At 65.9% G+C, this 23660-nt stretch carries 24 protein-coding genes and 1 tRNA gene; 22 read left to right on the top strand and 3 right to left on the bottom strand.

The features are described from left to right. Positions 1-6: 6 nt before the first annotated feature. The 7 genes from V4558_11795 to moeB all read left to right on the top strand — a co-directional run bounded on the left by V4558_11795 (position 7) and on the right by moeB (position 8663). Positions 7-2640 carry an ABC transporter permease gene (locus V4558_11795; protein MES2306186.1) on the top strand — a complete coding sequence of 878 codons (2634 nt, stop codon included), beginning with the start codon at positions 7-9 and terminating at the stop codon, positions 2638-2640. An 80-nt stretch (positions 2641-2720) separates the two neighbouring features. Further along, positions 2721-3680 (top strand): thioredoxin-disulfide reductase, encoded by a 960-nt coding sequence (trxB, locus tag V4558_11790; GenBank protein ID MES2306185.1) that lies wholly within the window; start codon positions 2721-2723, stop codon positions 3678-3680. Continuing rightward, positions 3667-4317: an MBL fold metallo-hydrolase gene (locus V4558_11785; GenBank protein MES2306184.1), complete on the top strand. Its 651-nt coding sequence runs from the start codon at positions 3667-3669 to the stop codon at positions 4315-4317. Before trxB ends, V4558_11785 begins: the two co-directional genes overlap by 14 nt. Before the next feature lie 69 nt (positions 4318-4386). Beyond that, positions 4387-5808, top strand: a complete 1422-nt coding sequence (locus V4558_11780) for an aspartate ammonia-lyase (GenBank protein ID MES2306183.1) — start codon at positions 4387-4389, stop codon at positions 5806-5808. After that, complete coding sequence (locus V4558_11775) at positions 5805-6983, top strand: MFS transporter (GenBank protein MES2306182.1); 1179 nt, start codon at positions 5805-5807, stop codon at positions 6981-6983. Before V4558_11780 ends, V4558_11775 begins: the two co-directional genes overlap by 4 nt. A gap of 31 nt (positions 6984-7014) precedes the next feature. Next, a complete protein-coding gene (locus V4558_11770; GenBank protein MES2306181.1) occupies positions 7015-7479 on the top strand; it encodes an Rrf2 family transcriptional regulator in 465 nt (154 codons plus the stop codon). Positions 7480-7520: 41 nt separating this feature from the next. Then, on the top strand, positions 7521-8663 hold the full coding sequence (gene moeB / locus V4558_11765) for a molybdopterin-synthase adenylyltransferase MoeB (protein ID MES2306180.1): 1143 nt from the start codon (positions 7521-7523) through the stop codon (positions 8661-8663). A 26-nt stretch (positions 8664-8689) separates the two neighbouring features. Here moeB and V4558_11760 read toward each other — a convergent pair. Further along, a tRNA-Leu gene (locus V4558_11760) sits at positions 8690-8773 on the bottom strand. Between the two features lie 65 nt (positions 8774-8838). Between V4558_11760 and smpB the strand changes: the two genes are divergently transcribed. The 11 genes from smpB to rplQ all read left to right on the top strand — a co-directional run bounded on the left by smpB (position 8839) and on the right by rplQ (position 16511). Next, positions 8839-9336, top strand: coding sequence for an SsrA-binding protein SmpB (smpB, locus tag V4558_11755; GenBank protein ID MES2306179.1), 498 nt, complete (start codon positions 8839-8841; stop codon positions 9334-9336). Then, positions 9333-10553: an N-acetylmuramoyl-L-alanine amidase gene (locus tag V4558_11750; GenBank protein MES2306178.1), complete on the top strand. Its 1221-nt coding sequence runs from the start codon at positions 9333-9335 to the stop codon at positions 10551-10553. Before smpB ends, V4558_11750 begins: the two co-directional genes overlap by 4 nt. After that, positions 10550-11908, top strand: a complete 1359-nt coding sequence (locus V4558_11745; GenBank protein MES2306177.1) for a hypothetical protein — start codon at positions 10550-10552, stop codon at positions 11906-11908. The genes V4558_11750 and V4558_11745 overlap by 4 nt, the downstream gene beginning before the upstream one ends. Next, entirely contained in the window at positions 11905-12771 is an 867-nt protein-coding gene (locus tag V4558_11740) for a dihydroorotate dehydrogenase (GenBank protein MES2306176.1), read from the top strand. The genes V4558_11745 and V4558_11740 overlap by 4 nt, the downstream gene beginning before the upstream one ends. Beyond that, entirely contained in the window at positions 12764-13444 is a 681-nt protein-coding gene (pyrF, locus tag V4558_11735) for an orotidine-5'-phosphate decarboxylase (GenBank protein ID MES2306175.1), read from the top strand. The genes V4558_11740 and pyrF overlap by 8 nt, the downstream gene beginning before the upstream one ends. Positions 13445-13542: 98 nt before the next feature. Then, positions 13543-13659, top strand: a complete 117-nt coding sequence (gene rpmJ, locus V4558_11730) for a 50S ribosomal protein L36 (protein MES2306174.1) — start codon at positions 13543-13545, stop codon at positions 13657-13659. 1 nt (position 13660) lies between these two features. After that, positions 13661-14041, top strand: coding sequence for a 30S ribosomal protein S13 (rpsM, locus tag V4558_11725; protein ID MES2306173.1), 381 nt, complete (start codon positions 13661-13663; stop codon positions 14039-14041). A 3-nt stretch (positions 14042-14044) separates the two neighbouring features. Continuing rightward, entirely contained in the window at positions 14045-14443 is a 399-nt protein-coding gene (gene rpsK / locus V4558_11720; GenBank protein ID MES2306172.1) for a 30S ribosomal protein S11, read from the top strand. A gap of 3 nt (positions 14444-14446) precedes the next feature. After that, complete coding sequence (gene rpsD, locus V4558_11715) at positions 14447-15082, top strand: 30S ribosomal protein S4 (GenBank protein MES2306171.1); 636 nt, start codon at positions 14447-14449, stop codon at positions 15080-15082. Positions 15083-15099: 17 nt separating this feature from the next. Then, positions 15100-16155, top strand: coding sequence for a DNA-directed RNA polymerase subunit alpha (locus tag V4558_11710; protein ID MES2306170.1), 1056 nt, complete (start codon positions 15100-15102; stop codon positions 16153-16155). Further along, a complete protein-coding gene (gene rplQ / locus V4558_11705; GenBank protein MES2306169.1) occupies positions 16155-16511 on the top strand; it encodes a 50S ribosomal protein L17 in 357 nt (118 codons plus the stop codon). Before V4558_11710 ends, rplQ begins: the two co-directional genes overlap by 1 nt. Before the next feature lie 140 nt (positions 16512-16651). Here the strand turns inward: rplQ and rpmB are convergent, their stop codons facing one another. After that, a complete protein-coding gene (gene rpmB / locus V4558_11700) occupies positions 16652-16849 on the bottom strand; it encodes a 50S ribosomal protein L28 (protein ID MES2306168.1) in 198 nt (65 codons plus the stop codon). A 95-nt stretch (positions 16850-16944) separates the two neighbouring features. Here rpmB and gmd point away from each other — a divergent pair, with 95 nt between their 5' ends. From gmd to murB, 4 genes are read left to right on the top strand one after another with little or no spacing between them, the layout of a single operon-like run. Then, positions 16945-17907, top strand: coding sequence for a GDP-mannose 4,6-dehydratase (gene gmd / locus V4558_11695; GenBank protein ID MES2306167.1), 963 nt, complete (start codon positions 16945-16947; stop codon positions 17905-17907). Further along, positions 17907-18845, top strand: a complete 939-nt coding sequence (locus V4558_11690) for an NAD-dependent epimerase/dehydratase family protein (GenBank protein ID MES2306166.1) — start codon at positions 17907-17909, stop codon at positions 18843-18845. The genes gmd and V4558_11690 overlap by 1 nt, the downstream gene beginning before the upstream one ends. Continuing rightward, the gene (gene carB / locus V4558_11685; protein ID MES2306165.1) at positions 18829-22086 is read left to right on the top strand and encodes a carbamoyl-phosphate synthase large subunit; all 3258 of its coding nucleotides are present in this window, start codon (positions 18829-18831) and stop codon (positions 22084-22086) included. Before V4558_11690 ends, carB begins: the two co-directional genes overlap by 17 nt. Further along, on the top strand, positions 22083-23039 hold the full coding sequence (gene murB, locus V4558_11680) for a UDP-N-acetylmuramate dehydrogenase (protein ID MES2306164.1): 957 nt from the start codon (positions 22083-22085) through the stop codon (positions 23037-23039). The genes carB and murB overlap by 4 nt, the downstream gene beginning before the upstream one ends. Here the strand turns inward: murB and V4558_11675 are convergent. Then, entirely contained in the window at positions 23036-23635 is a 600-nt protein-coding gene (locus V4558_11675; GenBank protein MES2306163.1) for a hypothetical protein, read from the bottom strand. The two genes, murB and V4558_11675, sit on opposite strands and share 4 nt — an antisense overlap. Positions 23636-23660 lie beyond the last annotated feature (25 nt).

The following is a 23660-nucleotide window of genomic DNA, read 5'->3' as shown; positions in this document are numbered from 1 at the left end:
CCGACGATGAGCAAGTACCTCCGACTCTTCCGACTCCGTTCACGGGCCGATCTCGAGATGGACCAGGAACTCGAGGCGCACGTCCAGCTCTGCATCGACGACCTCGTCCGTCAGGGCAGGTCCGTCGCCGAGGCCACGGGCGAAGCGCGTGCCCGCTTCGGTGACTACGAGTCGTCGCGCCGGCAGTTGCACCGGAGTGCCCGGCAGCGCGACGCCGCGGTGTACTCGCGAGATCGGTTCGGGGCGATCCTGGCCGATGCGCGTGGCGCCGTGCAGCAACTCCGGCGCGCGCGCACCTTCACCGTCCTGGCGATCGCGACGCTCGCACTCGGCATCGGTGTGGCGACGATGATGTTCACGCTGGTCGAACGCATCCTGCTTCGCCCTTTGCCGTTCCCGCAGGCGGAGCGGCTGGTCATGCTGACCGGTCGCGACTCGCTGCAACAGCCGGTCGAGACCGTCTCCGCGGCTGACTGGCTCGACTGGCAGCGTGAGTCACGCACGCTCGCGACGACGGCGTTGCACATCCGTGGGCAGCGGATGAGTATCGCACTCGGGGGGAGTGCGGTGCGCGCCAACGGCCAGACGGTGACGGCCGATTTCTTCCGCGTGCTTGGCGCCCGCTTTCTCCTTGGCCGCAGCTTCGATGCCGAGGAAGTCCAGCGCCGCGATGCCGTCGTGGTGGTCAGTGAATCCTTCTGGCGTCGGCAACTGGGCGCCAATCAGCATGTCGGCATGGCGCTCCGCATCGATGGTGTCCCTCGGACCGTCATCGGTGTGGTACAGTCGGAGGATATCTACCCCGAAGGCACGGACCTCTGGCTGCCCCGCGCACTGGGGCGGGAGGGATCGCGCGCCAATATCAACTTTCTCGCGATCGCGCGCCTGCGCCCCGGCGCAACCGAGGCGTCAGCCGCTGCGGATCTTTCCCGAATTGCGCGTGCGATCAGCGCCGCCGATCCGCGGGCGCTCTATTCGCACGGCGTCGGGGTCGCCGGGTTGCAAGCGACTCTGGTTGGCACTGCGGCGAACTCGCTTCGACTTCTGATGGGCGCCGTGCTGCTGGTGATGCTGATCGTCTGTGCCAACGTGGCCACTGCGACGCTGGGTCGCGGAGCGTCGCGCGGCGTGGAGATGGCGATTCGTGCCTCGATCGGTGCCGGCAAGGCTCGGCTGGTGCAACAACTACTCATCGAGCATCTGCTGCTGGCGGCCGCTGGAGGAGTGCTGGGTGTCGCAGTGGCCGCTGCCGGGCTCAAGACGATCCTCCATTTCTGGGGTGCCGAGATCCCGCGAGCCGCCGACGTGAGAATGGATGCTGGCGTCCTGGTCTTTGCGCTGGGGATTTCGCTGGTGGTCGGAGTGCTCGCCGGCATTGTTCCGGCGCTGGTTGGCTCACGCGTCTCGCTGCGCGAACTACTCTCCAGCGGTGGTCGGACGGCGACTGCTGGTCGGAACACCGCCGGCGCTGTGCTCGTCGGTGCGGAAGTCGCGATGGCGATTCTGCTGCTCGTCGGGGCGGCGCTGCTGATCCGTTCCTTCCGCGTCCTGATTGCCCGCGATCTTGGTTTCGACAGACGCGTGGTGACTGCGGAGATTGCCTTGAGCGGGGGGAGGTATGACACGCTTCCCGAACGTCGAACCGCGTATTGGGACGCAGCCAGCGCCGCGGTTCGCTCGATCCCCGGCGTGACCGCAGTGGGTATCGGCAACTGGGTACCCCTCGGGTTCGCCGGTCATTCGTTTGTGGAAATCGAAGGCCACGATGTCGCGAATGCGGGGGCAGGGTATCGCGCGGTGACCGAAGGGTACTTCGACGCACTCGGGATCCCGCTGCTGCAGGGAAGGGGATTCACGGCCCGCGATGACGCGCACTCTGCCCGCGTTGCGGTGGTCAATCACGCAATGGCCCAACGCGACTGGCCCGGCGAGAGCCCGATTGGCAAGCGCGTCAGGGCGAACAGCATGGAGTTCAACCCCGACGGCTCCCCCGCTCCCTGGCTCGAGGTGGTGGGTGTCGTGGCCGATGTGCGACACTGGGGACTCAATGGCGACGTCGAGGCCGAACTCTACAGTGCGTCCCGCCAGGTGTCTCGCTGGACGCACACGATGACCATGCTGGTACGCGGTTCGACGCCAGGGAATCAGTTGCTACCGGGAGTGCGGGCACGGCTTGCGAGCATCGATCCAGAGATTCCGGCGGATGTCGGAACCATGGAGGATCGCCTCCGCGCCCAGCTTGCGCCGCGGGTGCTGACCCTCACCCTGTTGACAGGCTTCGCCGGCATCGCGCTGTTGCTTGCCTCACTCGGGGTCTATGGGGTCCTTTCGCACGCAGTGGTCCGTCGTCAACGCGAGCTGGCGGTCCGCGCTGCGCTTGGAGCGATGCCGAGGCAACTGGTGGCCGAGGTCGTGGGGTGGGCGGCAAGGATTCTCGTTCCGGGTGCTGTCCTTGGCCTGGTCGGTGCCTGGTTGCTGACCCGGCTGATGGCCGCACAGCTCGTGGAGGTGGTCCCGGCCGACCCCTGGTCATACGCCGGGGCCTTGATGGTCCTCGGCGTAGTGGCGGCGCTGGCGGTCGTCGTGCCGGCGACCCGTGCCGCCCGGCTCGATCCGGCACGCACGCTGCAGGCGCCATAGCGCGGGGAACCCATCGGCGCGGCGGACGTTCTATATTCGCGCGAACGATATCGCGTGACTGACCTGCCCGAGGAACGCCCGTGACGACCAGCTCCGAATTTGATGTGATCATTGTGGGGGGAGGCCCGGCCGGCCTGTGTGCGGCGATGTACGCCGGGCGCGGCATGCTGAAGGCGCTGCTGCTCGAGCGCGGCCTCACGGGCGGCGAACTCCTCAATACCGAGAAGATCGAGGATTATCCCGGCTTCATCTCGATTCTTGGTCCCGACCTCGCCGAGAAGATGACGGAGCACGCGATTCACTTCGGTGCCGACATCCGCACGGAGGAAGTCACCACGATCGTGCGCGACGATGACGGAATCTTCACGGTGACTGGCGCCGGCGGCGCGATCTACCGGGCGCCAGCCGTGATCCTCACCGCCGGCGGTACCCCCACCAAGCTCGGGGTTCCGGGCGAGGTCGAGTACGCCGGCCGCGGTGTTTCGTACTGCGCGGTCTGTGACGGTGCCTTCTTCAAGGGTGAGACGATCGCCGTGATTGGCGGCGGTGACGCGGCCGTCGAGGAAGCGGATTACCTGACTCGTTACGCCAGCAAGGTCTACCTGATCCATCGTCGGGATTCGTTTCGCGCCTCGCGGGTGGTCCAGGAGCGGGCGATGAATAATCCGAAGATCGAAGTGATCTGGAATACGGCGGTCCGCGAGATGGTGGGGGAGCCGAGCGGGCTCAAGCATCTCGACCTCGTCGACACGGTGACCGGCGCGCCTTCGCAGCTTGCCGTCACCGGCGCGTTCGTCTTCATCGGTTTCAAACCGAACACTGGCCTGGTGACGCAGCATTTCGCCCACGATGCGAGCGGATACATCATCACCAACGACCGGATGGAGACGTCCATTCCCGGACTCTTCGCCGCTGGCGACTTGCGGGTGCAGCTGACCAGGCAGGTGACTACCGCCGTCGGCGATGCCACCACCGCTGCCATTGCCGTCGAGAAGTTCCTGACGGAGCGAAAGACCAAGGCGGCCAGTGTCGGGGCCTGAAGTTCTCGGCATACCCAACGGCTCATTCGCCCAGAACTGCTGGCTGGTCTGGGATGCTGCGACGCGCGAGGCCGTCGTCGTTGACCCCGGTGAGGAAGCGGGGCGCATCCTCGCCGCGGTCCGCCACCGCAACCTGGTTGTCCGCCAGATCTGGCTCACCCACGCGCACATCGATCACATCCAGGGCGTCGATCACGTCAGATCAGCCACCGGGGCCCAGGTCTGGCTGCATCCGGCCGATCGGCGCTGGTACGACTCGCTCCCCGAGCAGGGGCTGATGTTCGGGCTGGGCGACCTCCAGAGACTCGCTCCCCCGGATCATCGGCTCGCGCACGGCGACACGCTTTCGTTGGCCGGCCATCGCTTCAAAGTCCGGCATGTGCCCGGTCACTCGCCGGGGCATGTCGCCTTCATTGGCCCTGGCCTCTGCATTTCTGGTGATGTGCTTTTCGAAGACTCGATTGGTCGCACCGATCTCCCCGAAGGGAGCCTGACCGAACTGCTCGCGAGCATCGCCAGCGAACTGCTGCCGCTGCCCGACGAGACCCGCGTCCTCCCGGGCCATGGCCCTGAAACGACCGTCGGGCGAGAGCGCGCCCGGAACCCCTTCCTCAGCGGGCTGGCGCCGAGACTGTAAACTCCCGGCTCGCGCTCTTAGCTTTGGCGCGGCCTCCCGCCGGAACCCCGAACCAGGACCTCGCGCCAGATGAGCTTCCGCACCGAAAAGGACCCGCTAGGCGAAAAGTCGGTCCCCAGCAGCGCACTCTACGGCATCCAGACCCTGCGCGCCGTTGAAAACTTCCCGATTTCGGACCTCAAGCCACTCTCGGCGTTCGTCGATGCCGTCGTGATGATCAAGCGCTCCGCCGCCGTGACGCACAAGGAGACGGGCCGCCTCGAACCGGAATACGCCGATGCGATCATCGCGGCCGCTGACGAAGTGCTCGGGGGCCAGCATCGTGACCAGTTCGTGGTGGATCCCTACCAGGCCGGCGCCGGCACGTCGCACAACATGAACGTGAATGAAGTGCTCGCGAATCGCGCCAACGAATTGCTCGGTCACGCGCGCGGCAGTTATGCACCGATCCATCCGAACGATCACGTCAACATGGCGCAGTCGACCAACGACGTGATTCCGACCGCGATGCGCCTGTCGACGCTCCTGACCTTGCCGATGTTGCTGTCGGCTCTGGATGGTCTCGCCGGGGCCTTCCTGGCGAAGGGGAAGGAATTCGATCACATCATCAAGTCGGGACGCACCCACCTGCAGGATGCAACGCCGATCCGGCTGGGGCAGGAATTCACCGCGTACGGTCGCACGGTGTCGCGTCATCGCGAGAAGCTGGTGCAGGCGGCGGGATGGTTGCGGGCGATGAACATCGGCGGGAGTGCCGTCGGGACCGGTATCAACGTGGAGCCCGCGTATCCCGCGTTGATGGTCAAGCACCTGCACGCACTCACAGGGCTCGAACTCGAGGTCGCCGAGGACCGCATCCAGCTCATGCAGTCGATGGGCGACATCGCCACCTTCAGTGGCGCGTTCCGAGCCTTCGTCCTCGACCTCTGCAAGATCGCCGATGACATCCGGCTGCTCGCATCGGGCCCTCGCACCGGGCTCGCCGAGATCCTGCTGCCGGCGGTGCAGCCGGGTTCGAGCATCATGCCCGGCAAGGTGAATCCGTCGATCGCCGAGATGGTGAACCAGGTCTGCTACCAGGCGATCGGCTTCGACACGACCATCGCGATGGCCGCCAAGGCGGGAGAGCTGGAGCTGAACGTGATGATGCCGGTGATCACGCACAACATGGTGTTCGGCATGCGCATCGTGGCGAACGCGGTGCGGGTGTTCGACGAGAAATGCATTCGCGGCATCCAGGCCGATGAAGTGCAGTGCGCCTACTGGCTGGAGCGGTCACCGGCGCTGGTGACCGCGCTGATGCCGAAGATCGGCTATGCCGAAGCGGCGAAATTGTCGAAGGAAGCGCTGGCGACCGGCAAGACAGTGAAACAGCTGGTCACCGACAAGCAGGTGCTGGTAGGGAAGGAGCTCGACGAGGTGCTCGACCTCCGGGCGATGACCGAGCTCGGGGTGCCGGGCGGTGGCAAGGGCGTGCCGGTCAGCGGATGACTGACTCCGGCGAGCGGTGGCGCCAGCTGGCCCTGCTCGCCGTAGTGCAGGTGCTGGGAATGTCGGTCTGGTTCGCGGGGAGCGCTGTGGCACCAGTGCTCGCTGCAAAGCTCTCGCTCTCACCCGGCGAGACGGGGTGGCTCCTCTCGGGCGTGCAGCTTGGTTTTGTCGCCGGGACACTCGTCGCAGCCGTTCTCAATCTTCCTGATCTCCTTCCGGCGCGCAGCTACCTCTCGGTGGCTGCGCTTTTTGCCGCGGCCGCGAACGCGACGTTGCTCTTCGCCGATTCCTTTCCGCTGGCAATCGCCGGCCGGATCGCGACCGGGATCGGGCTCGCGGGAGTCTATCCCCCGGCCATGAAGATGGCTGCCACCTGGTTCCGTCAGGAGCGCGGCCTCGCGATCGGCGTGGTCGTTGGGGCGCTCACGGTCGGCAAGGCCTTCCCCTATCTCCTGGAAGGGGCAGGGCACCTGCCACTCGCTCCTGCCGTCCTGATACCGAGCGTGGCTGCCGCACTCGCTGGAGTGTTGGTCCTGGTGGGCTACCGTGAAGGCCCGTTTCCCTTTCCGGCGCGTCCCTTCTCGTGGGGACTGGCAACGACTGTGGTCCGCGACCAGGCGCTGCGTCAGGTCACCGGCGGCTACCTCGGTCACATGTGGGAACTCTACGCCTTCTGGGCGTGGGTCCCGTCCTACCTCAGTGCGTCCTGGGCAGCACGGTCCGCCTCACCGGCCAATGTTGGCACGCTGGCGTTCATCGTCGTTGCCATTGGTGGGGCCGGCGCGGTATGGGGCGGGCGCGCGGCGGACCAGATCGGGCGGGCGCCAGTAATTCGCCGGGCGCTCACCGTGAGCGGGGCCTGCTGCCTGCTCAGTGCCGCCGTCTTCGGCGGGCCGAGGTGGCTGGTGATGATCGTCTGCCTCGTGTGGGGGGTGGCGGTCATTGCCGATTCGGCGCAATTCTCAGCGCTGGTGACCGAACGTGCTCCCGAGCACGCCGTCGGGACCGCGCTCACCTTGCAAACCTCGATCGGGTTCCTGCTCACGATTGCCAGCATTCAACTTGTCCCGGTGGTCGCAGGATGGGTCGGCTGGCGTTGGGCGCTCGCCATCCTCTCCCTCGGCCCCCTGGCCGGGCTCGCGGCGATCCGAGGGATGCGTACGACCCGGGCGTGACAATGCCCGCTCATGGGAGCAGATTGCAGGCATGCGGGTAACCAATCTGACCGAGTACTCCCTGATCATCGCGTTGCACCTTGCGCGTCGTCGTCGCGAGGGCGCTGGCGCCGTGGCCGCGCGCGAACTGTCCGAGCAGGAGCGGCTCCCCGCCGACTATGTCGAGCAGATCCTCCTGCGACTCCGTCGGGCCGGACTGGTCGATTCGGTGCGTGGTGCGAAGGGTGGTTACCTGCTGGTTCGTGAGGCCGAGCACGTCACCGTCCGCGACGTGATGCTGGCCTCGGATCATCGCATCTTCGAACTCAATTGCGAATCGCAGCCGCTCGATCCGGAACGGTGCGCCCCCTCCTCGAGCTGTCAGATCCGGCCGGTCTGGCGTGCGCTCCAGGTTCGCATTGATGATCTGCTTGAATCCGTCACGCTCGCGGACCTGCTCCGCGATGCGGCTGTCTCCGCGCCCGAACTCATTCCGCTCGCAGGCATTCCGGCATAACCGCGCTGCGTCCTCGTGACGCCATGGTGAAGGGCCATTCCGTGTCAGCCGAACTCAGCTCTGAAGAACTCCTCCGTTATGCGCGGCATCTGACCTTGCCGGAAGTCGGTGTGGCCGGACAGGCGCGACTTCGAGCCGCGAGGGTCCTGCTCATCGGTGCGGGCGGGCTCGGCTCGCCGGCGGCACTTTATCTCGCCGCGGCTGGCGTCGGCACGATCGGCATTGTCGATCACGACCAGGTCGATCTCTCCAACTTGCAGCGACAGATCCTGCACGACACTGCGGGCGTCGGCGTCAACAAGGCGATTTCGGCCAAGGCTCGGCTGAAGGGACTCAATCCTTTCGTGTCGGTGGAAGCCATCGCCGAGCAATTCACCAGCGCGAATGCCCGCGAGATCGTGCGCCGGTTCGACATTGTGGTCGACGGAAGCGACAACTTCCCGACCCGATACCTCGCCAACGATGCCTGTGTCCTCGAGGGGAAGCCGCTCGTGTATGGCTCGATCTTCAGGTTCGAGGGGCAGTTGTCGCTCTTCGGAACTCCGGGAGGTCCCTGCTATCGCTGCCTCTTCGCCGAACCGCCCGCTCCCGAGCTAGTCCCGAGCTGTGCCGACGCCGGTGTGCTCGGGGTATTGCCGGGAATCATCGGGTCTCTTCAGGCGCTCGAGGCAATGAAATGGTTGCTCGGCATCGGGGAGTCCGCCGCGGGCCGGCTGCTCCTCGTGGATGCCCTTCGGCTCCGATTCCGTGAGATCGCCGTCGTCCGTGATCCGGCGTGCGTCATCTGCGGCGATGCGCCGATACTCACGGAATTGCAGGACTACGACGCCTTCTGCGGGGTCGGCACGCTCGGCGGCTCACCGGACGAGGCCGAGATCGCGCCAGCGGTTCTCGCGACCGCATTGGCCGCGCCTGGGGGGGCAGTGTTGCTCGATGTCCGCGAGCCGTGGGAGTTTGCCATCGCCCACATCCCCGGTTCGGAGCTGGTGCCACTGGGGGAACTTCCTGCGCGACTGGCCGAGATTCCCAGGCATCGGGAAGTGGTGACGATCTGCCATCACGGAATGCGTTCGATGAAGGCGAGGGACCTGCTGCTACGTGCGGGGTTCGCCCGGGTGCGTTCGCTGGCCGGGGGTGTCGATGCGTGGGCAACCGATGTGGACGGGACGATGCCGCGATACTGAGAGGCGGCGGCCTGCGGGGTGGAAAGTGCCGAAGGGGGGACTCGAACCCCCACGGGCTTGCGCCCACTGCGACCTGAACGCAGCGCGTATACCAATTTCACCACTTCGGCGGGGAGGCAAACCTACTCGCGTGGTGTCCCGAGCGTCAAGCATCGCCCCGGTTATTCTTCGTTCAATGGTACCGAAACCCTCCTCCGCCGGCGACCCGAGCCACGAAGCGCGCCTCAGCATCGCGCGGAACCCCAAGGCCGCCCACGACTTCCATATTCTCGACACGGTCGAGGCCGGCCTCGTCCTGACCGGCACAGAGGTCAAATCCCTGCGTCGTCGGGGCGCTTCCATCAAGGAAGCCTTCGCCCGGATCAGTCGCGGAGAGGTGTGGGTGGAGGGGCTGAACATCACCCCGTACGAGCAGGGGAATCGCTACAACCACGACCCGGTTCGTTCCCGGAAGTTGCTGCTTCACAAGCGCGAGATCGAGAAGCTGATCGGGGCCGTCCAGCGTGACGGACTGTCGCTGGTCGCGCTCGAAATCTATTTCCTCCGCGGCCGCGCGAAGCTGATGATTGCACTTGCCCGAGGCAAGAAGGTCCACGACAAACGCGAGGACCTGAAGAAGCGGATTGTCGATCGCGAAGTCGCCCGCGCCATTTCGCGGAAGGGCCGCGAATGAAGTTGCTTGCGCTGACCATGTGCGCCCTGCTCGCCGGGGCACCGACGCGACTGCAGGTCAGCACCGCGCGCGGTGTGGTGGTGATTCCGCTGCGTACCGAGTCGGGGCAGGGCGCCATGGTGCCGCTTGGGCCCCTCGCCCAGGCGATCGGCGCGAAGTGGCAACGCGAGGCCGAGTGGTTCGTCCTGGTGAGTGCGGCCGGCACCTTCCGTTTTCTCCCGGGAACTTCGCTGGTTGACGACGGCTCTACCGTCCGCGGACTCCCCGCCGATTCGCACCGCCGCGGTGATTCTCTCTTCGTGCCACTCGCGTTCGTCGCCGAAATGCTTGCCGATCCCTTGCGTCGCAGCTGGAACTGGACGCCCGGCACGGCCGTGCTCGCCGAGGGGCCGGCGCCGTCGCAACTGTTGACGCGTCCCTCGCGGACCACCGTCGGACGTGAGGAACGCAGCCGGCTCCCGAACGGGCTGAAGCCCGGGCACCACGTGACGGTCGATGCCGGGCATGGTGGCTCGGATCCGGGAAACCCGGGTCTCTACTTCCCCGGCGGACTCAAGGAAAAGCACATCACCCTCACCATCGCGATGCTGCTGCGTGACGAACTCGAGCGTCGCGGGGTCAAGGTCACGATGACCCGGACGACCGACACGCTGATCTCCCTCGGCCATCGCGCACCGCGCTACTGCCGCACCGAGGATTGTGATCTCTTCGTGTCACTGCACGTGAATTCCCTCAATGCGCGGCCGGGGTACACCAGGGTGCGAGGGTTCGAGACCTATTTCCTCGCCGAAGCACGCACTGCCGACGCCGAGCGTGTCGCGAAGATGGAAAACGATGCAGCGCGATTCGATCCCGATGCGGCCGATGAAGCGGCTTCGGGCGGTCTCGATTTCATCCTCAAGGATCTGGCCCGCAACGAATTCCTGCGCGAGTCGGCGCGCGCGGCTGAACTGGTGCAGTCATCGCTGCGCGAAGTCGCTGATGCGGGCACGCTCGATCGCGGCGTGAAGCAGGCTGGCTTCGCCGTGCTGAGCACGGCGCGACGTCCGGCGATCCTGGTCGAGATGGGCTACAGCACCAACCCGGATGATGCGCGTCAGATGACCACTCGCAATGGTCAGGACGGCATCGCCTCCGCCATCGCCGAGGCGATCGTGAAATATCTGCAGCAGTACGACCGCAAGACGACGGACGCTCGCCGCGCAGGTGAGCCGTGAGGCAGGTCGTTGCGGCAGCGGCATTGCTCGCCCTCACCGGCTGCACCTGGTCCAACTCGCTCTATCAGGCCAAGGTCAACTCCGCGGCCGCCCTCCGCGCTGAGCGGGAGGGCCGCCCCGGTGATGCCGAAAACGCGTGGGGTGTGGCGGCAGTCAAGGCGGAGTCCGCATTCGTGCGTCGGCCGCGAAGCGAGACGGCGGCGGAAGCACTCTGGCTCCAGGGTCGTGCGCTTGCCCGTCGGCGCGACTGCGGGAATGCCACGCCGGCGCTGGAGCGTAGCACTCTGCTGCGTCGCAACGCGCCGTGGCGTGAATCGCTGCTGCTCGAACTGGCGCGCTGTCGCGAGGTGCTGCAGGATGGCGGCGCGGTGGCGCTTTTCGAGGAATTGTCGACCAGCCGCGATACCGCGGTGAGCCGCGATGCGAGCCGACGGGCGGGTGAAGCGCTCGTGCGCGACGGTCGCTGGAGCGAGGCGCTCAGCTATCTGGCCACGCTTGATGACGCCCGCTCGCGCCTCAACCGGGCGACCGCCCTCGCGGCCCTCGATCGCAGTGCGGAATCGCGGGCGGAACTCCGAACCCTCCTGCTGACGGCCGACTCCTCGCTCGACTTCGTTCCTCTCGTCCGGGCGCAGGCTGGTCGAAGCAGCATCGCGACGGACTCGCTCCTGCTGCTCCTCTCCGCTTCGCGGATCGCCACACCGGAGCGGCAATCGCGGTGGCTGCTGGGAGCGATTCGTGGCACCGAGCAAGAGGAATCTGCGGTGAGCGATCGCTACCTCGGCAAGCTCCTGACGTTTCCGGGGACCGAGGCCGCCGGGGCGGGAGTTCTCCTCGCCGTCGATCGAACCGTGGCCCGCGCCCATTCCCCAGGGGACTTGAAGGTCCGTCTTGATTCACTCGGGCAGGCCACCGACGAAGGGCTCGCGCGTCGCCGCGCGGAGGAACTTCGGCGACTCTCGATCGCGCTGCTCGATGAGGAGGCGGCGACCCGGGCCGGCGGACCACAGGGCGATCTCGTCCTGTTCGTGCTGGGCGAGAATGCTCGCGACTCCTTGCGGGCCCCGGCCCTCGCCAGTTGGCTGTTTGCTCGTGTCGAGCGCGACTGGCCGCAGTCCCCCTATGTCGCGAAGGCAATCCTCGCTCGCCTCCCGATCGAGCCGGATTCCGGTGGTGCGCTCCGCGCCCGGCTCGCTGCACTCCCGCCGGGCAACGCCTACCTCGCGTATCTGCTCGGACGTCAGGACAGCGGGTTCGTTCAGCTCGAGGATTCGCTGCGATCGTTTCTGCTCTACCGGGCCCGTGCCGCTTCGGGGCGCCGAGGGTCGGCACCGGGAGGCGCTCCTCTCCCGTGAAATCATTGCGCTGTAGCGTCGCGGGGTTGGAGTTCGCGAATCCGCTGATGCTCGCGTCAGGAACCGCCGGCTTCGGGCGCGAGTTGCGCGGCGCCATGGCGCTCGAACGACTCGGGGGCCTGGTCACCAAAGCGGTGTCGCTCACTCCGCGCATCGGGAACAAGGCACCGCGGGTCGCGGAGTTTCGCGGTGGGATGATCAACTCGGTGGGCCTCGCAAACCCGGGTGCCGTTCAGGTTCGCCAGCAGGAATTGCCCTGGCTGCAGGCCAACCTCAGCGGGCCCCGGATCATCGTGAACGTTGTGGGGTTCACGATCGAAGAGTATGCGACGGTCATCGAACAACTTGATGACCTCGAAGGTCACGCGGCGTACGAGATCAACCTCTCGTGTCCGAACACATCTGCGGGCGGGGTCGAATTCGGCGCCGATTCCCGCAGCATCGCCGAGGTGGTGTCGCGTTGCCGCCGAGTGACGGCCCGACCCCTCTTCGCGAAGCTCTCGCCGGCGCTTCCCGATATCCCGCTGATGGCAATGGCTGCGCGCGACGCCGGGGCCGACGGGGCCAGTCTGGTGAACACGCTCCCCGGCTTCCTGTTTGAAGGCGCCTCACCGCGTCTTGGCAACGGTTTTGGCGGCGTGAGCGGTCCGGCGCTTCTGGCGACCGGACTACTTGCTGTGCGTCGCACAGCGGAGCGCTTGCCGGGATTTCCGCTCATCGGCGTCGGTGGAATCCGCGGCGCGACCGACGTGCGTGACTATCTCCGGGCCGGCGCGTCGCTGGTCGCCATTGGCACCGCCGCGCTGGCTGATCCCCACCTACCCGAACGATTGCTGACCGAACTGGAGCAACACGATGGCTGAGCTTTACGTCGCCCTGGATCATCCCGATGCACCGAGCGCGGTCGACCTGCTCGACCTGCTGCCGACCGGAGCGCCGGTAAAAGTCGGGTCGGTGCTGATGACGCGGGCGGGCCACGGATTTGTCCGCAGCGTCCTCGACGCGGGTCATCCCGTGTTTCTCGACCTCAAGTGGCACGATATTCCCAACACGGTGCACGGCGCGGTGACGGCGGCTGCCGAACTCGGCGTCCGGATGATCACGGTTCACGCCCTCGGCGGGACCGAGATGCTGCAGGCGGCCGTAGCGGCTGCCGCCGGGCGATTGCACGTAGTGGCCGTGACGGTCCTGACTTCCCACGATGCGGCCGGTTTCGCAAATGTGACGGGCCGGTCGCTGGTGGATCCCGGGGCCGAGGCCGCGCGACTTGCCGGCATCGCCATGGCGGCGGGGGTAGACGGGGTGGTCTGCTCGGCCAGCGACCTGGCCCTGGTCCGCCCCGTAGTGGGCGCCGGGCGGCTGGTGGTGCCGGGAATCCGGCGGGCCGGAGAGGAGGCAGGGGATCAGCGCCGGGTCGCGACGCCGGAGGCGGCACTTGCAGGTGGCGCGACCGACCTGGTGGTCGGCCGTCCGATCACGGCGGCGGAAAAGCCAGGAGAAGCCTGGGCTGAGTTTCGGCGTCTGATCGGGTCCTGACCACCCACGTTGTTGGGGGGCACAGGGTTGCGCACGGTCCGAGGCTCCAGTATCATTCCTTGCTAGGCCGAAACCCCGTCTTCAGGGAGACGCGTGTCGTGAAGGTTCGCTCGAGTGTGAAGCCGATTTGCGAGAGCTGTGTGGTGGTGAAGCGTCGCGGTGTGACGCGCATCATCTGCAAGCGCACCCCAAAGCATAAGCAGCGGCAGGGCTGATATGGCGCGTATTGCTGGCGTCGATCTTCCGCGCGAAAAGCGCGTTGAAATTGGCCTGACGTACATCTACGGGATTGGCCGGGTGACGAGCAAGAAGTTGCTCGCCGAGACCGGCATCTCGCCTGACACGCGCATCAAGGATCTTTCCGACGCCGAGGTCGGCCGCCTGCGGCAGATCATCGAGCGTTCGGTGAAGACCGAAGGCGCGCTTCGCACTGAAATCGCGATGAACATCAAGCGACTTCAGGACATCGGCAGCTATCGCGGGATTCGTCATCGGCGCGGGTTGCCGGTGCGCGGCCAGCGCACGCACACCAACGCCCGGACGAAGAAGGGCCCCCGTCGGGCCATCGCCGGCAAGAAGAAGGCGACGAAGAAGTAAGCCATGACTGCACCTACTACGGCGAAGCCGAGCGCCAAGCGCTCGAAGAAGATTGTCGAGTCGGAGGGGATGGTTCACATCTCCGCGACCTTCAACAATGTGCTGATCACGATCACCGACTTGCGCGGCAACACCATCGCGTGGGGCACCGCCGGCAAGGCGGGGTTCAAGGGATCGAAGAAGTCCACGCCGTTCGCGGCCACCGTGGCGTCCGAGAACTGTGCCCGCGAGGCGCTGAATCTCGGACTCCGCAAGGTCCACGTGCGCGTGCAGGGTCCCGGCAGCGGACGCGAATCGGCCATCCAGGCCCTCGCGTCGGTCGGGCTCAAGGTGGCGTCGATTCGCGACGTGACCCCGATTCCACACAACGGGTGCCGTCCTCCGAAGAAGCGGCGGGTCTAGCCTATGTCGCGATACACTGGACCAGCGTGCCGGCTCTGCCGTCGCGAGGGCACGAAGCTCTTCCTCAAGGGAACCCGTTGCCTCACCGAGAAGTGCGCGGTGGAGCGTCGGGCCTATCCGGCCGGCCAGCATGGCCAGAATGCCGGGCGTGGCCGCAAGACGTCGGAATACGCCAAGCAGCTGCGTGAGAAGCAGAAGGTGAAGCGGATGTACGGTCTCACCGAGACCCAGTTCCGCACCACCTACACCAAGGCGTCGCACCTGCCCGGCATGAAGGGCACCAACCTGCTCGTCGCGCTCGAGACTCGTCTCGATAACGTCGTGTACCGGATGGGCTTCGCGGCCTCGCGTCGCGCCGCCCGCCAGCTGGTGCGTCACGGGCATATCGAAGTCAACGGCAAGCGGGTCGACATCCCGTCCTTCAAGGTCCTTCCGGGCCACGAAGTACGTGTCACCCCGACCGATCGCGAGATGGTTGCCGTGATGGCCGCGCAGGAGCAGGCCTCCCGCGGTACCACCGTGGGCTGGCTCTCCGTGGATGCCGAAAAGGCCGCGGGCCGTCTCCTTGAGCTGCCGACGCGCGATGCGATTCCGGTGAACGCGCAGGAACAGCTCATCGTCGAGCTTTACTCGAAGTAACGAAGGAAATCGCGCTGATGAGCATTGATCTGACCGGGCTCGTCCGTCCGCACGTGGTCGAAATGACCAAGCGGGACGACAACCCGAACATCGCCGAGTTCCGTCTGCAGCCGCTCGAGCGGGGCTTCGGCCACACGCTCGGCAATTCGCTGCGGCGGTTGCTGTTGTCCTCGCTGCGCGGCAGCGCCGTCTGGGGCTTCCGCCTCGATGGCGTCGTGCACGAGCATCAGACGGTGCAGGGCGTCCTCGAAGACGTGCACCAGATCGTGCAGCGTCTCAAGGCCCTCACGCTCGTGCTCGAGGCCGACGTCGACTCGACCGTGCTCCGGCTCACCAAGCAGGGCCCGGGTCCGGTGTATGCGCGTGACATTCAGGAGAGCGGCCGGGCGACCATCATCAATCCCGACCAGCTGCTCTTCACGGTCCAGGATGATCGCGAAGTCACCTGCGAGCTCTACGTCAACAAGGGTCGCGGCTACGTCGAGTCGGAAATGCATCCGACCGAACGCTCCTTCCCGATCGACCTGGTGCGGATCGACGCGATCTACAATCCGGTCCGTCGTGCCAACTTCACGGTGCAGGAAACGCGCGTCGGCCAGCGCACCGACTACGACCGCCTTGCGGTCTCGGTCGAGACCAACGGAACTATCTCGCCCGAGGATGCGATCGCCTATGCGGCCGCCCTCGCGCAGGAACACTTCCGCTACTTCGTCGAGTTCGGCAAGGTGCCACATCACGCTGCGCCGGCTGCCACCAACGACACGCCGATGGTTGCCACCGGGCTGAAGGCTCGCCTGGCGCGCTCGATCGACGATCTCGGGCTCACGGTGCGGTCGCTCAACTCGCTCAAGAATTCCAACATCCGGACCCTGCGGGATCTGGTGGAGTTCTCGACCAAGGAACTCGACGGCGTCAAGAACATCGGTGACAAGGCACTGCAGGAAATTGCCGAGCTGTTGCAGCGCGAAGCGCTCAATTTCGGCATGGAATTCGAGGAGGCCGATGGCGACCTCCGGATCACGAATCAGGGCACGTCGCCGATGGCGGTGGCCGGTAACGGAGAGGAAGCGTAATGCGGCACCGCGCAAAGGGACGTCAGCTTTCCCGGACGTCCTCCCACAAGCGGGCGATGATGCGCAACATGGCGGCATCGCTGTTCGAGCACGAAGGGATCAACACCACCGTGGCCAAGGCGAAGGAGATCCGGCCGTACGCCGAGAAGCTCATCACGCTGGCCCGCAAGGGTGACCTGCACGCCATTCGTCAGGTGGAGCAGAAGATTCCGAATCGCGCCATCCTCACCAAGCTCTTCAAGGTGCTGGGTCCGCGCTTCGCGTCCCGTCCCGGCGGCTACACCCGGATCCTCAAGCTCGGCCACCGGCCTGGCGACGGCGCCGAGATGGCGCGGATCGAGCTCATCCCGGAGTGAATCACTCCGTCGGTGCTTCCGCTCTGATGTACCAGCAGGGGACCTTCGGGTCCCCTTTTTTTCTGTCCCGGGGTGACGCAAATGAAACGGGTGGCGCCCGTGAAGGGCGCCACCCGTTGGCGGTGCGGTGTTCGAAGGGATCAGGCCGCGGAGGCCTTGACCACCTTGCCACTCTTCATGCACTTGGTGCAGACCTGCACGCGGCGGGGTGCATCGCCCACCATCACGCGAACGGTCTGCAGGTTCGGATACCAGCGCCGCTTGCGCCGATTATTGGCATGGCTGACGTGATTACCGGTCGTCGGTCCCTTGTCGCACACGGTGCAGGTACGCGCCATGTCGTCCTCGCTAGCTACGGTCCAAAGTCGATTTCCACCACAGACCTTCCAATCTATCGGGTCGGACGGTCTGGGACAACTCCCAGGAGGGCTGTGTGCCCAGGGCGCTGATTACCGGGATTACCGGGCAGGACGGATCCTACCTCGCTGAATTCCTACTCGCCAAGGGGTATGAGGTGGTCGGCGTGGTCCGCCGCACCTCCCACCACTCCTACGAACGGATCGATCACCTGATCCCCCGGGTGCGGATCGTGGCCGCCGACCTGCTCGATCAGCATTCGCTGACAGTCGCGATGCAGGACGTCCAGCCGGATGAGGTGTACAACCTCGCTGCCCAGAGCTTCGTGCCGACCTCCTTCACCCAGCCGGTCCTGACAGGGGAATTCACCGCGCTGGGCGTGACCCGTATTCTCGAGGCCATTCGCCTGGCGTGCCCGACCGCCCGATTCTACCAGGCGTCGTCGTCGGAGATGTTCGGCAAGGTGGTGGAAACGCCGCAATCGGAATCGACGCCGTTCTATCCGCGGTCGCCCTACGGCGTCGCCAAGCTCTATGGCCACTGGATCACGGTGAACTACCGCGAGTCGTACGGGCTCTACGCCGTGAGCGGCATTCTCTTCAATCACGAGTCGCCGCGCCGCGGCATGGAGTTCGTCACGCGGAAGGTCACCGACGCCGCAGCCCGCATCAAGCTTGGGCTCGCGACCGAACTGCGCATGGGCAATCTCGAAGCGCGTCGCGATTGGGGGTATGCGGGCGACTATGTGGACGCGATGTGGCGGATGCTGCAACCCGACACCCCGCAGGATTACGTCATCGGGACCGGCGAGACCCACAGCGTCGGTGACCTGGTTCGAATCGCCTTCGATCACGTCGGCCTCGACTGGAACAAGCATGTAGTGATCGACCCCCAGTTCTATCGCCCCGCCGAGGTGGATCTCCTGCTCGCCGATCCGGCCAAGGCAAAGGCCGACCTCGGCTGGAGTCCTTCGGTCTCTTTCCAGCAACTGGTCACGATGATGGTCGACGCCGACCTGCAGCGGTTGCAGGCACGTTGATGCGCTTGCTCGTGACCGGCGCCGATGGGTTCGTCGGACGACACCTGGTGCGCGCCGCGCGTGCCGCCGGCCATTCGGTCGTGGCGGCGGTCGGCCCGGGCGGAGCGATGCCCGAAGCGTGGCTCTCGCCGGATGAGGTTGCTGGTGTCACGGCCCTTGTTGCCGACCTGCGGGCTCCCGACACCTACAAGATCCTCGCCGATTTCGCCCCCGACAGCGTGGTGCACCTCGCGGCGCTGTCATCTGGCGCCGCGGCGCGGCAGGATCCCGCGACCGCGTGGAGCATCAATGCTGGCGGGACTGCCGCCCTCTTCGATGCCCTCGCACAGACCGGAACGCCGACCGTCCTCCTCGCATCGACCGGAGAGGTCTACGGGCGTGGACACGCGGAGCAGATCCCCGAGAACGCGCCGCTGCTGCCGGCATCTCCCTATGCCGTGACCAAGCTCGGTGCCGAGTGTGCCGCAGACGAGGTGCGTCGTCGCACCGGTTTGAAGGTCATCATCGCACGGCCGTTCACCCATACCGGGCCAGGGCAGGCGCCGCTGTTTGTGATTCCGGCACTCGCGAGCCGCCTGCGAGAGGCGCTCAAGCGCGATCTCTGGCAGATCCCGGTCGGTGACCTCACGCCGGTGCGCGATTTCCTCGATGTGCGGGACGTCGTCGCTGCCTATCTTCTGCTGCTGGACCGCGGGGTATCGGGTGAGGCATACAACATCGCGAGCGGGGTCGGCCAGTCGCTGGCCGATTGCTTCAAGCGGCTGGCTGCGCTGCTGGGCTCGCCGGCCCATGCCGTGACGATGCCTTCGCTGCTCCGCCAGTCGGACATCCCGGTGCTGATAGGCGATGCCAGCAAGCTTCGCGCAGCGACCGGATGGGCTCCGCAATATTCTTTTGAACGTACGCTCCAGGACCTGGTTGATGCCCAAGCGCACTGATCTCAAGTCGATCCTCATCATTGGCTCCGGTCCCATCGTCATCGGGCAGGGAGCGGAGTTCGACTATTCCGGAACGCAGGCGGTCCGCGCCCTGAAGGAAGAAGGGTACCGGGTCATCCTGGTCAATTCGAATCCGGCGACGATCATGACCGATCCGGAAATCGCCGATGCGACCTACATCGAGCCGGTGACTCCTGAGTGGGTCACCAAGGTGATCGAGCGCGAGCGCCCCGACGCGCTGCTCCCCACGATGGGTGGGCAGACGGCGCTGAATGTGGCGATGTCGCTCGTGAAGGACGGCACGCTCGCGAAATACGGGGTCGAGTTGATCGGTGCGAACGAGCGCGCGATCCGGATCGCCGAAGATCGCGCCGAGTTCGCGAAGGCGATGGTCCGGATCGGCCTCGCGACGCCGGCTGGGTCAACCGTCGGCACGCTCGAGGAAGGCCTCGCCGCCGTCGAGCGCACCGGCTATCCCGCAATCCTCCGGCCGTCGTTCACCCTCGGTGGCACCGGCGGCGGCATCGCCTACAATCGCGACGAATTCGTGGCGATGCTCTCGCGTGGCCTCGAACTTTCGCCCGTCACGTCGGTGCTGGTCGAGCGAAGCATCATCGGCTGGAAGGAGTTCGAGCTCGAGCTGATGCGCGATGGTGCCGACAATGTCGTCATCATCTGCTCGATCGAGAATCTCGACCCGATGGGCGTGCATACCGGTGACTCGATCACCGTGGCCCCGGCGATGACGCTGACGGACCGCGAATACCAGAAGATGCGCGACGCGGCAATGAAGATCATTCGTGAAATCGGCGTGGAGGCCGGCGGTTGCAACATCCAGTTCGCGGTCTCCCCCGAGACCGGCGAGCAACTGGTCATCGAGATGAACCCCCGCGTGTCGCGATCCTCGGCTCTGGCCTCGAAGGCGACCGGTTTCCCCATCGCGCGCATCGGTGCCAAGCTCGCCGTCGGCTTCACGCTGGACGAGCTCCCGAATGACATCACCAAGACGACACCGGCATCGTTCGAGCCGGTCCTCGACTATGTGGTGGTCAAGATTCCCCGCTTCGCGTTCGAGAAGTTCCCGGCGGCGGAGCCGCGGCTCACCACGCAGATGAAGTCGGTGGGCGAGGCGATGGCGATCGGGCGGACCTTCAAGGAGGCGCTGCAGAAGGGATTTCGCGGGCTGGAGAGCGGTCGCGCGGGGTGGGTGATCGGCGCGGGTCCGATTGATGACCGCCTCAGTGCGGTCGATCGCGAGACCCTGCTTTCGGCGATCCGCACACCAACCCCGGAACGACTCTTCCAGGTCAAGCGCGCCCTGGTGGCCGGGGTCACGGTGGACGAGATCTACGAGGCGTCCCGGATCGACCGATGGTTCCTGCAGCAGCTGGCCGAGATCGTCGTGATGGAGGACCGCTGGATTGCCTACCGGTTCGGCAATGACGACATCGCCGATCGCGCAGCACTGCGCGATCTCAAGCGCGCCGGCTTTTCCGACTGGCAGCTCGCCGATCTGAAGCAGCTCCCCGAGGCGTACATCCGCTCGGAGCGGCATCGACTCGGGCTCCGGCCGGCGTACAAGACCGTGGATACCTGTGCCGGCGAATTCCCCTCAAGGACTCCCTACCTCTATTCGTGCTGGGACGAAGAAAACGAAGCCGGCCCGGATGGTCGCCCGACGGTCATCATTCTCGGTTCCGGCCCCAACCGGATCGGGCAGGGCGTGGAATTCGACTACTGCTGCGTCCGGGCAACGATGTCGTTCCGTGAACTCGGGTTCCGCACCATCATGGTGAATTCGAATCCGGAGACCGTCTCCACCGATTTCGATACGGCCGACGTCCTCTACTTCGAACCGCTGACGCTTGAGGATGTTCTCGAGATCGTCCACATCGAGCAGCCGATCGGAGTCGTGGTGCAGCTCGGCGGTCAGACACCGCTGAAGCTCGCGAAGGGACTCGAGGCCGCCGGCGTCCGGATTCTCGGCACTTCTCCCGATGCGATCGATATTGCCGAAGATCGTCGGCGCTTCGAAGCGCTGGTGCGTGAACTCGGGATTCAGCAGCCACCCAATGGCACCGCCGAGACGCCCGATGCTGCCGTGGAAGTCGCGGAACGGATCGGCTACCCCGTGCTGGTACGGCCGAGTTATGTCCTCGGCGGACGTGCCATGCGGATTGTCTACGATCACGCCGAGCTGCGCGAATTCTTCGACGAGGCCGCGCGCGTGGCGCCGGGGCATCCGGTCCTGATCGATTCATTCCTCGAGGATGCCTTCGAGGCCGACGTCGATGCGATCTGCGATGGCGAGCGCGCCGTGATCGGCGGAGTGATGCAGCACATCGAGGACGCCGGCATTCACTCGGGCGACTCGGCCTGCGTGCTGCCGCCGTACCTCATTACTGAACCGCAGATCGAGCAGATGCGCCAGCACACCCGCGCCTTCGCGCTCGCACTGGGAGTGGTCGGGCTGATCAACGTCCAGTACGCGATCAAGGATGGTGTCGTGTACGTGCTCGAGGTCAATCCGCGCGCATCGCGAACGATTCCGTTCGTCTCCAAGGCTACCGGTGTTCCGCTGGCCTCGCTGGCCGCCGCCGTGATGTCAGGAAAGAAGCTGGCCGATCTGGGCCTCACCGACGATCCCCAGCCACCGTTCATCTCGGTGAAGGAAGCGGTCTTCCCGTTCTCCAAGTTCGCTGGCGTCGATGTCCGGCTCGGACCGGAAATGCGCTCTACCGGCGAGGTCATGGGAATCGCCGACTCCTTCGGAATGGCCTTCGCCAAGGCGCAAGCCAGTGTCGACGGCGCGCTGCCGCTGGCGGGGACGGTCCTGATCACGGTCAACGATCGCGACAAGGCCACGGTGGTCCCCATCGCGAAGCGGTTCCAGGAGCTGGGGTTCACGCTGGTCGCCACCTCGGGGACAGCGGACTACCTCAAAGCACGTGGAGTGCCGACTGACCGAGTGCTCAAGGTGTATGAAGGTCGCCCCAATGGCATCGACCTGATGGTGTCGGGGCAGGTGCACCTGCTGGTGAACACCCCCCTCGGCAAGCTCACGCAACAGGACGATTACTCGATGCGACGCGCGGCGCTCCAGCAAGGGGTGCCGTACACGACCACGATGTCGGCGGCAGCGGCGGCGTGCGATGCCATTGCCGCGATGCAGCGCAAGACGGGTGAAGTGCGGTCGCTGCAGGAGTGGCATGCCCTGGCCCGCGCCGGCCTACCCGGGTGACCAGCGCGCGCGACCCCGGCTTCGCTCGATCGCTGCGCGACCTCGTCGCCGGCGAAGTGCGCGAGGAGGAGGCCCTTTCCCGCTGGTCGACCTACCGGATCGGTGGCGATGCCACCGTGCTCTTCCCGGGAAATCCCGAAGACGTTGCCCTCGCGCTGCAGCATTGCACGGCGCTGGGTGTGCCGTGGTTTGCGCTGGGGCTTGGCAGCAACCTGCTCTTTCCCGATGAGGGCCTCGACGCGCTGGTGATCCGGTTGGGCAAGGGCGTTGACGCCCTTCGTCAGGACGGTGCCCGGTTTACCCTCGGTGCCGGCCTGCCGGCGCCGCTTGCGGCGAAGCGGACGGCCGCGCTCGGCTTTGGTGGCATCCACAAGATGGTCGGCGTCCCGGGCAGCGTCGGCGGCGGCGTGGTGATGAACGCCGGCTGCCATCACGCCGAGTGGCGCGATACGGTTGTCTCGGTCCTGGTCGTCGACGGTGATGGTCGCGACCGAGTGGTGCCCGCGGCCGAGTGCGGGTTCAGTTACCGGCGAAGTGCACTGAGTGGTGTCGTCGTGCTCGAAACCGTGGTCGAACTGCACGGGGCGGATGCGTCGGCACTCGAGGCCGAAACCGAATCCCTCTATGCCTGGCGTCGCGACGGTACCCCGTTCAATCAGCCGTGCTGCGGCAGCGTCTTCAAGAATCCCGAGCTGGTCACCGAACCGGCTGCCGGATTCCCGCGGACGAGCGGGCAGTTCATCGAGTCGACGGGGCTGAAGGGATTCCGCGTTGGCAGCGCCGAAGTATCGCCGATGCACGCCAACTATTTCATCAACACGGGCGGCGCCACGGCCGCCGACGTGATGACCCTGATGCGCACCGTGCGCAGCAGGGTCGATGAACGCTGGGGCGTGGTACTCGAGCCCGAGGTGAAGGTGATTGGCCCCGGCGGGACAGTCACCCCGCTCTAGTGCTGGTGTACCGCCTCACCTCGCGCCAGCATCTGGTGGTGCGCCGCGTGGTGGTCGCCTTCGGTGAGGAGTCCGGCAAAACTCAATGCCCGAATGCGCTGCGTCGTCGCGGCGTCGTTGTTCCGGGCGGTCACCATGATCCGTGCACCATTGGTGATTGGGGTGACGACCGCATGATACGCGGGCATCAGATCAAGCTGTTTGCCGTGACTGACACTCATCCGCTGAATGGCCTTCGCCGTTTCACCAGCGCCCGTCACATCCATCGAGAGCCCGCCTGGGACTTCCGTGGTCTTCACGACCGACCGCATGGTGACGTTATCCATATCGATCAGGTGCTGTCGGAGCGCTTCGATGTTCACCTTCGACCAGTCCGTGTTGGGGTCGGCGGTGAGCAGCCGGACCGTCTCGCTGAGGGTGGCATAGGCTGCCTGGCCGCCCTGTTTGAGAGTCGCTGGGGGGGCGGTGGTGGTGGGCGACTCGACGGATCCTTCATGCTTCATTCCATCCGTGTGCTGGTGGCCCGAGGCGTCCTGGGCCGTGAGAGGGGCCGTCAGCACTGCGAGGAGGGCCGGGAGTGCGAATGCGATCTTCATTGGACTGCTCCATTCAAAGGTGCTG

The sequence above is a fragment of the Gemmatimonadota bacterium genome, from assembly GCA_040388535.1.
In the GTDB taxonomy this organism is placed as follows: domain Bacteria; phylum Gemmatimonadota; class Gemmatimonadetes; order Gemmatimonadales; family GWC2-71-9; genus Palsa-1233.
Note: the sequence above shows the minus strand (reverse complement) of the source record. Positions and strands in the feature narration are given on the sequence as shown.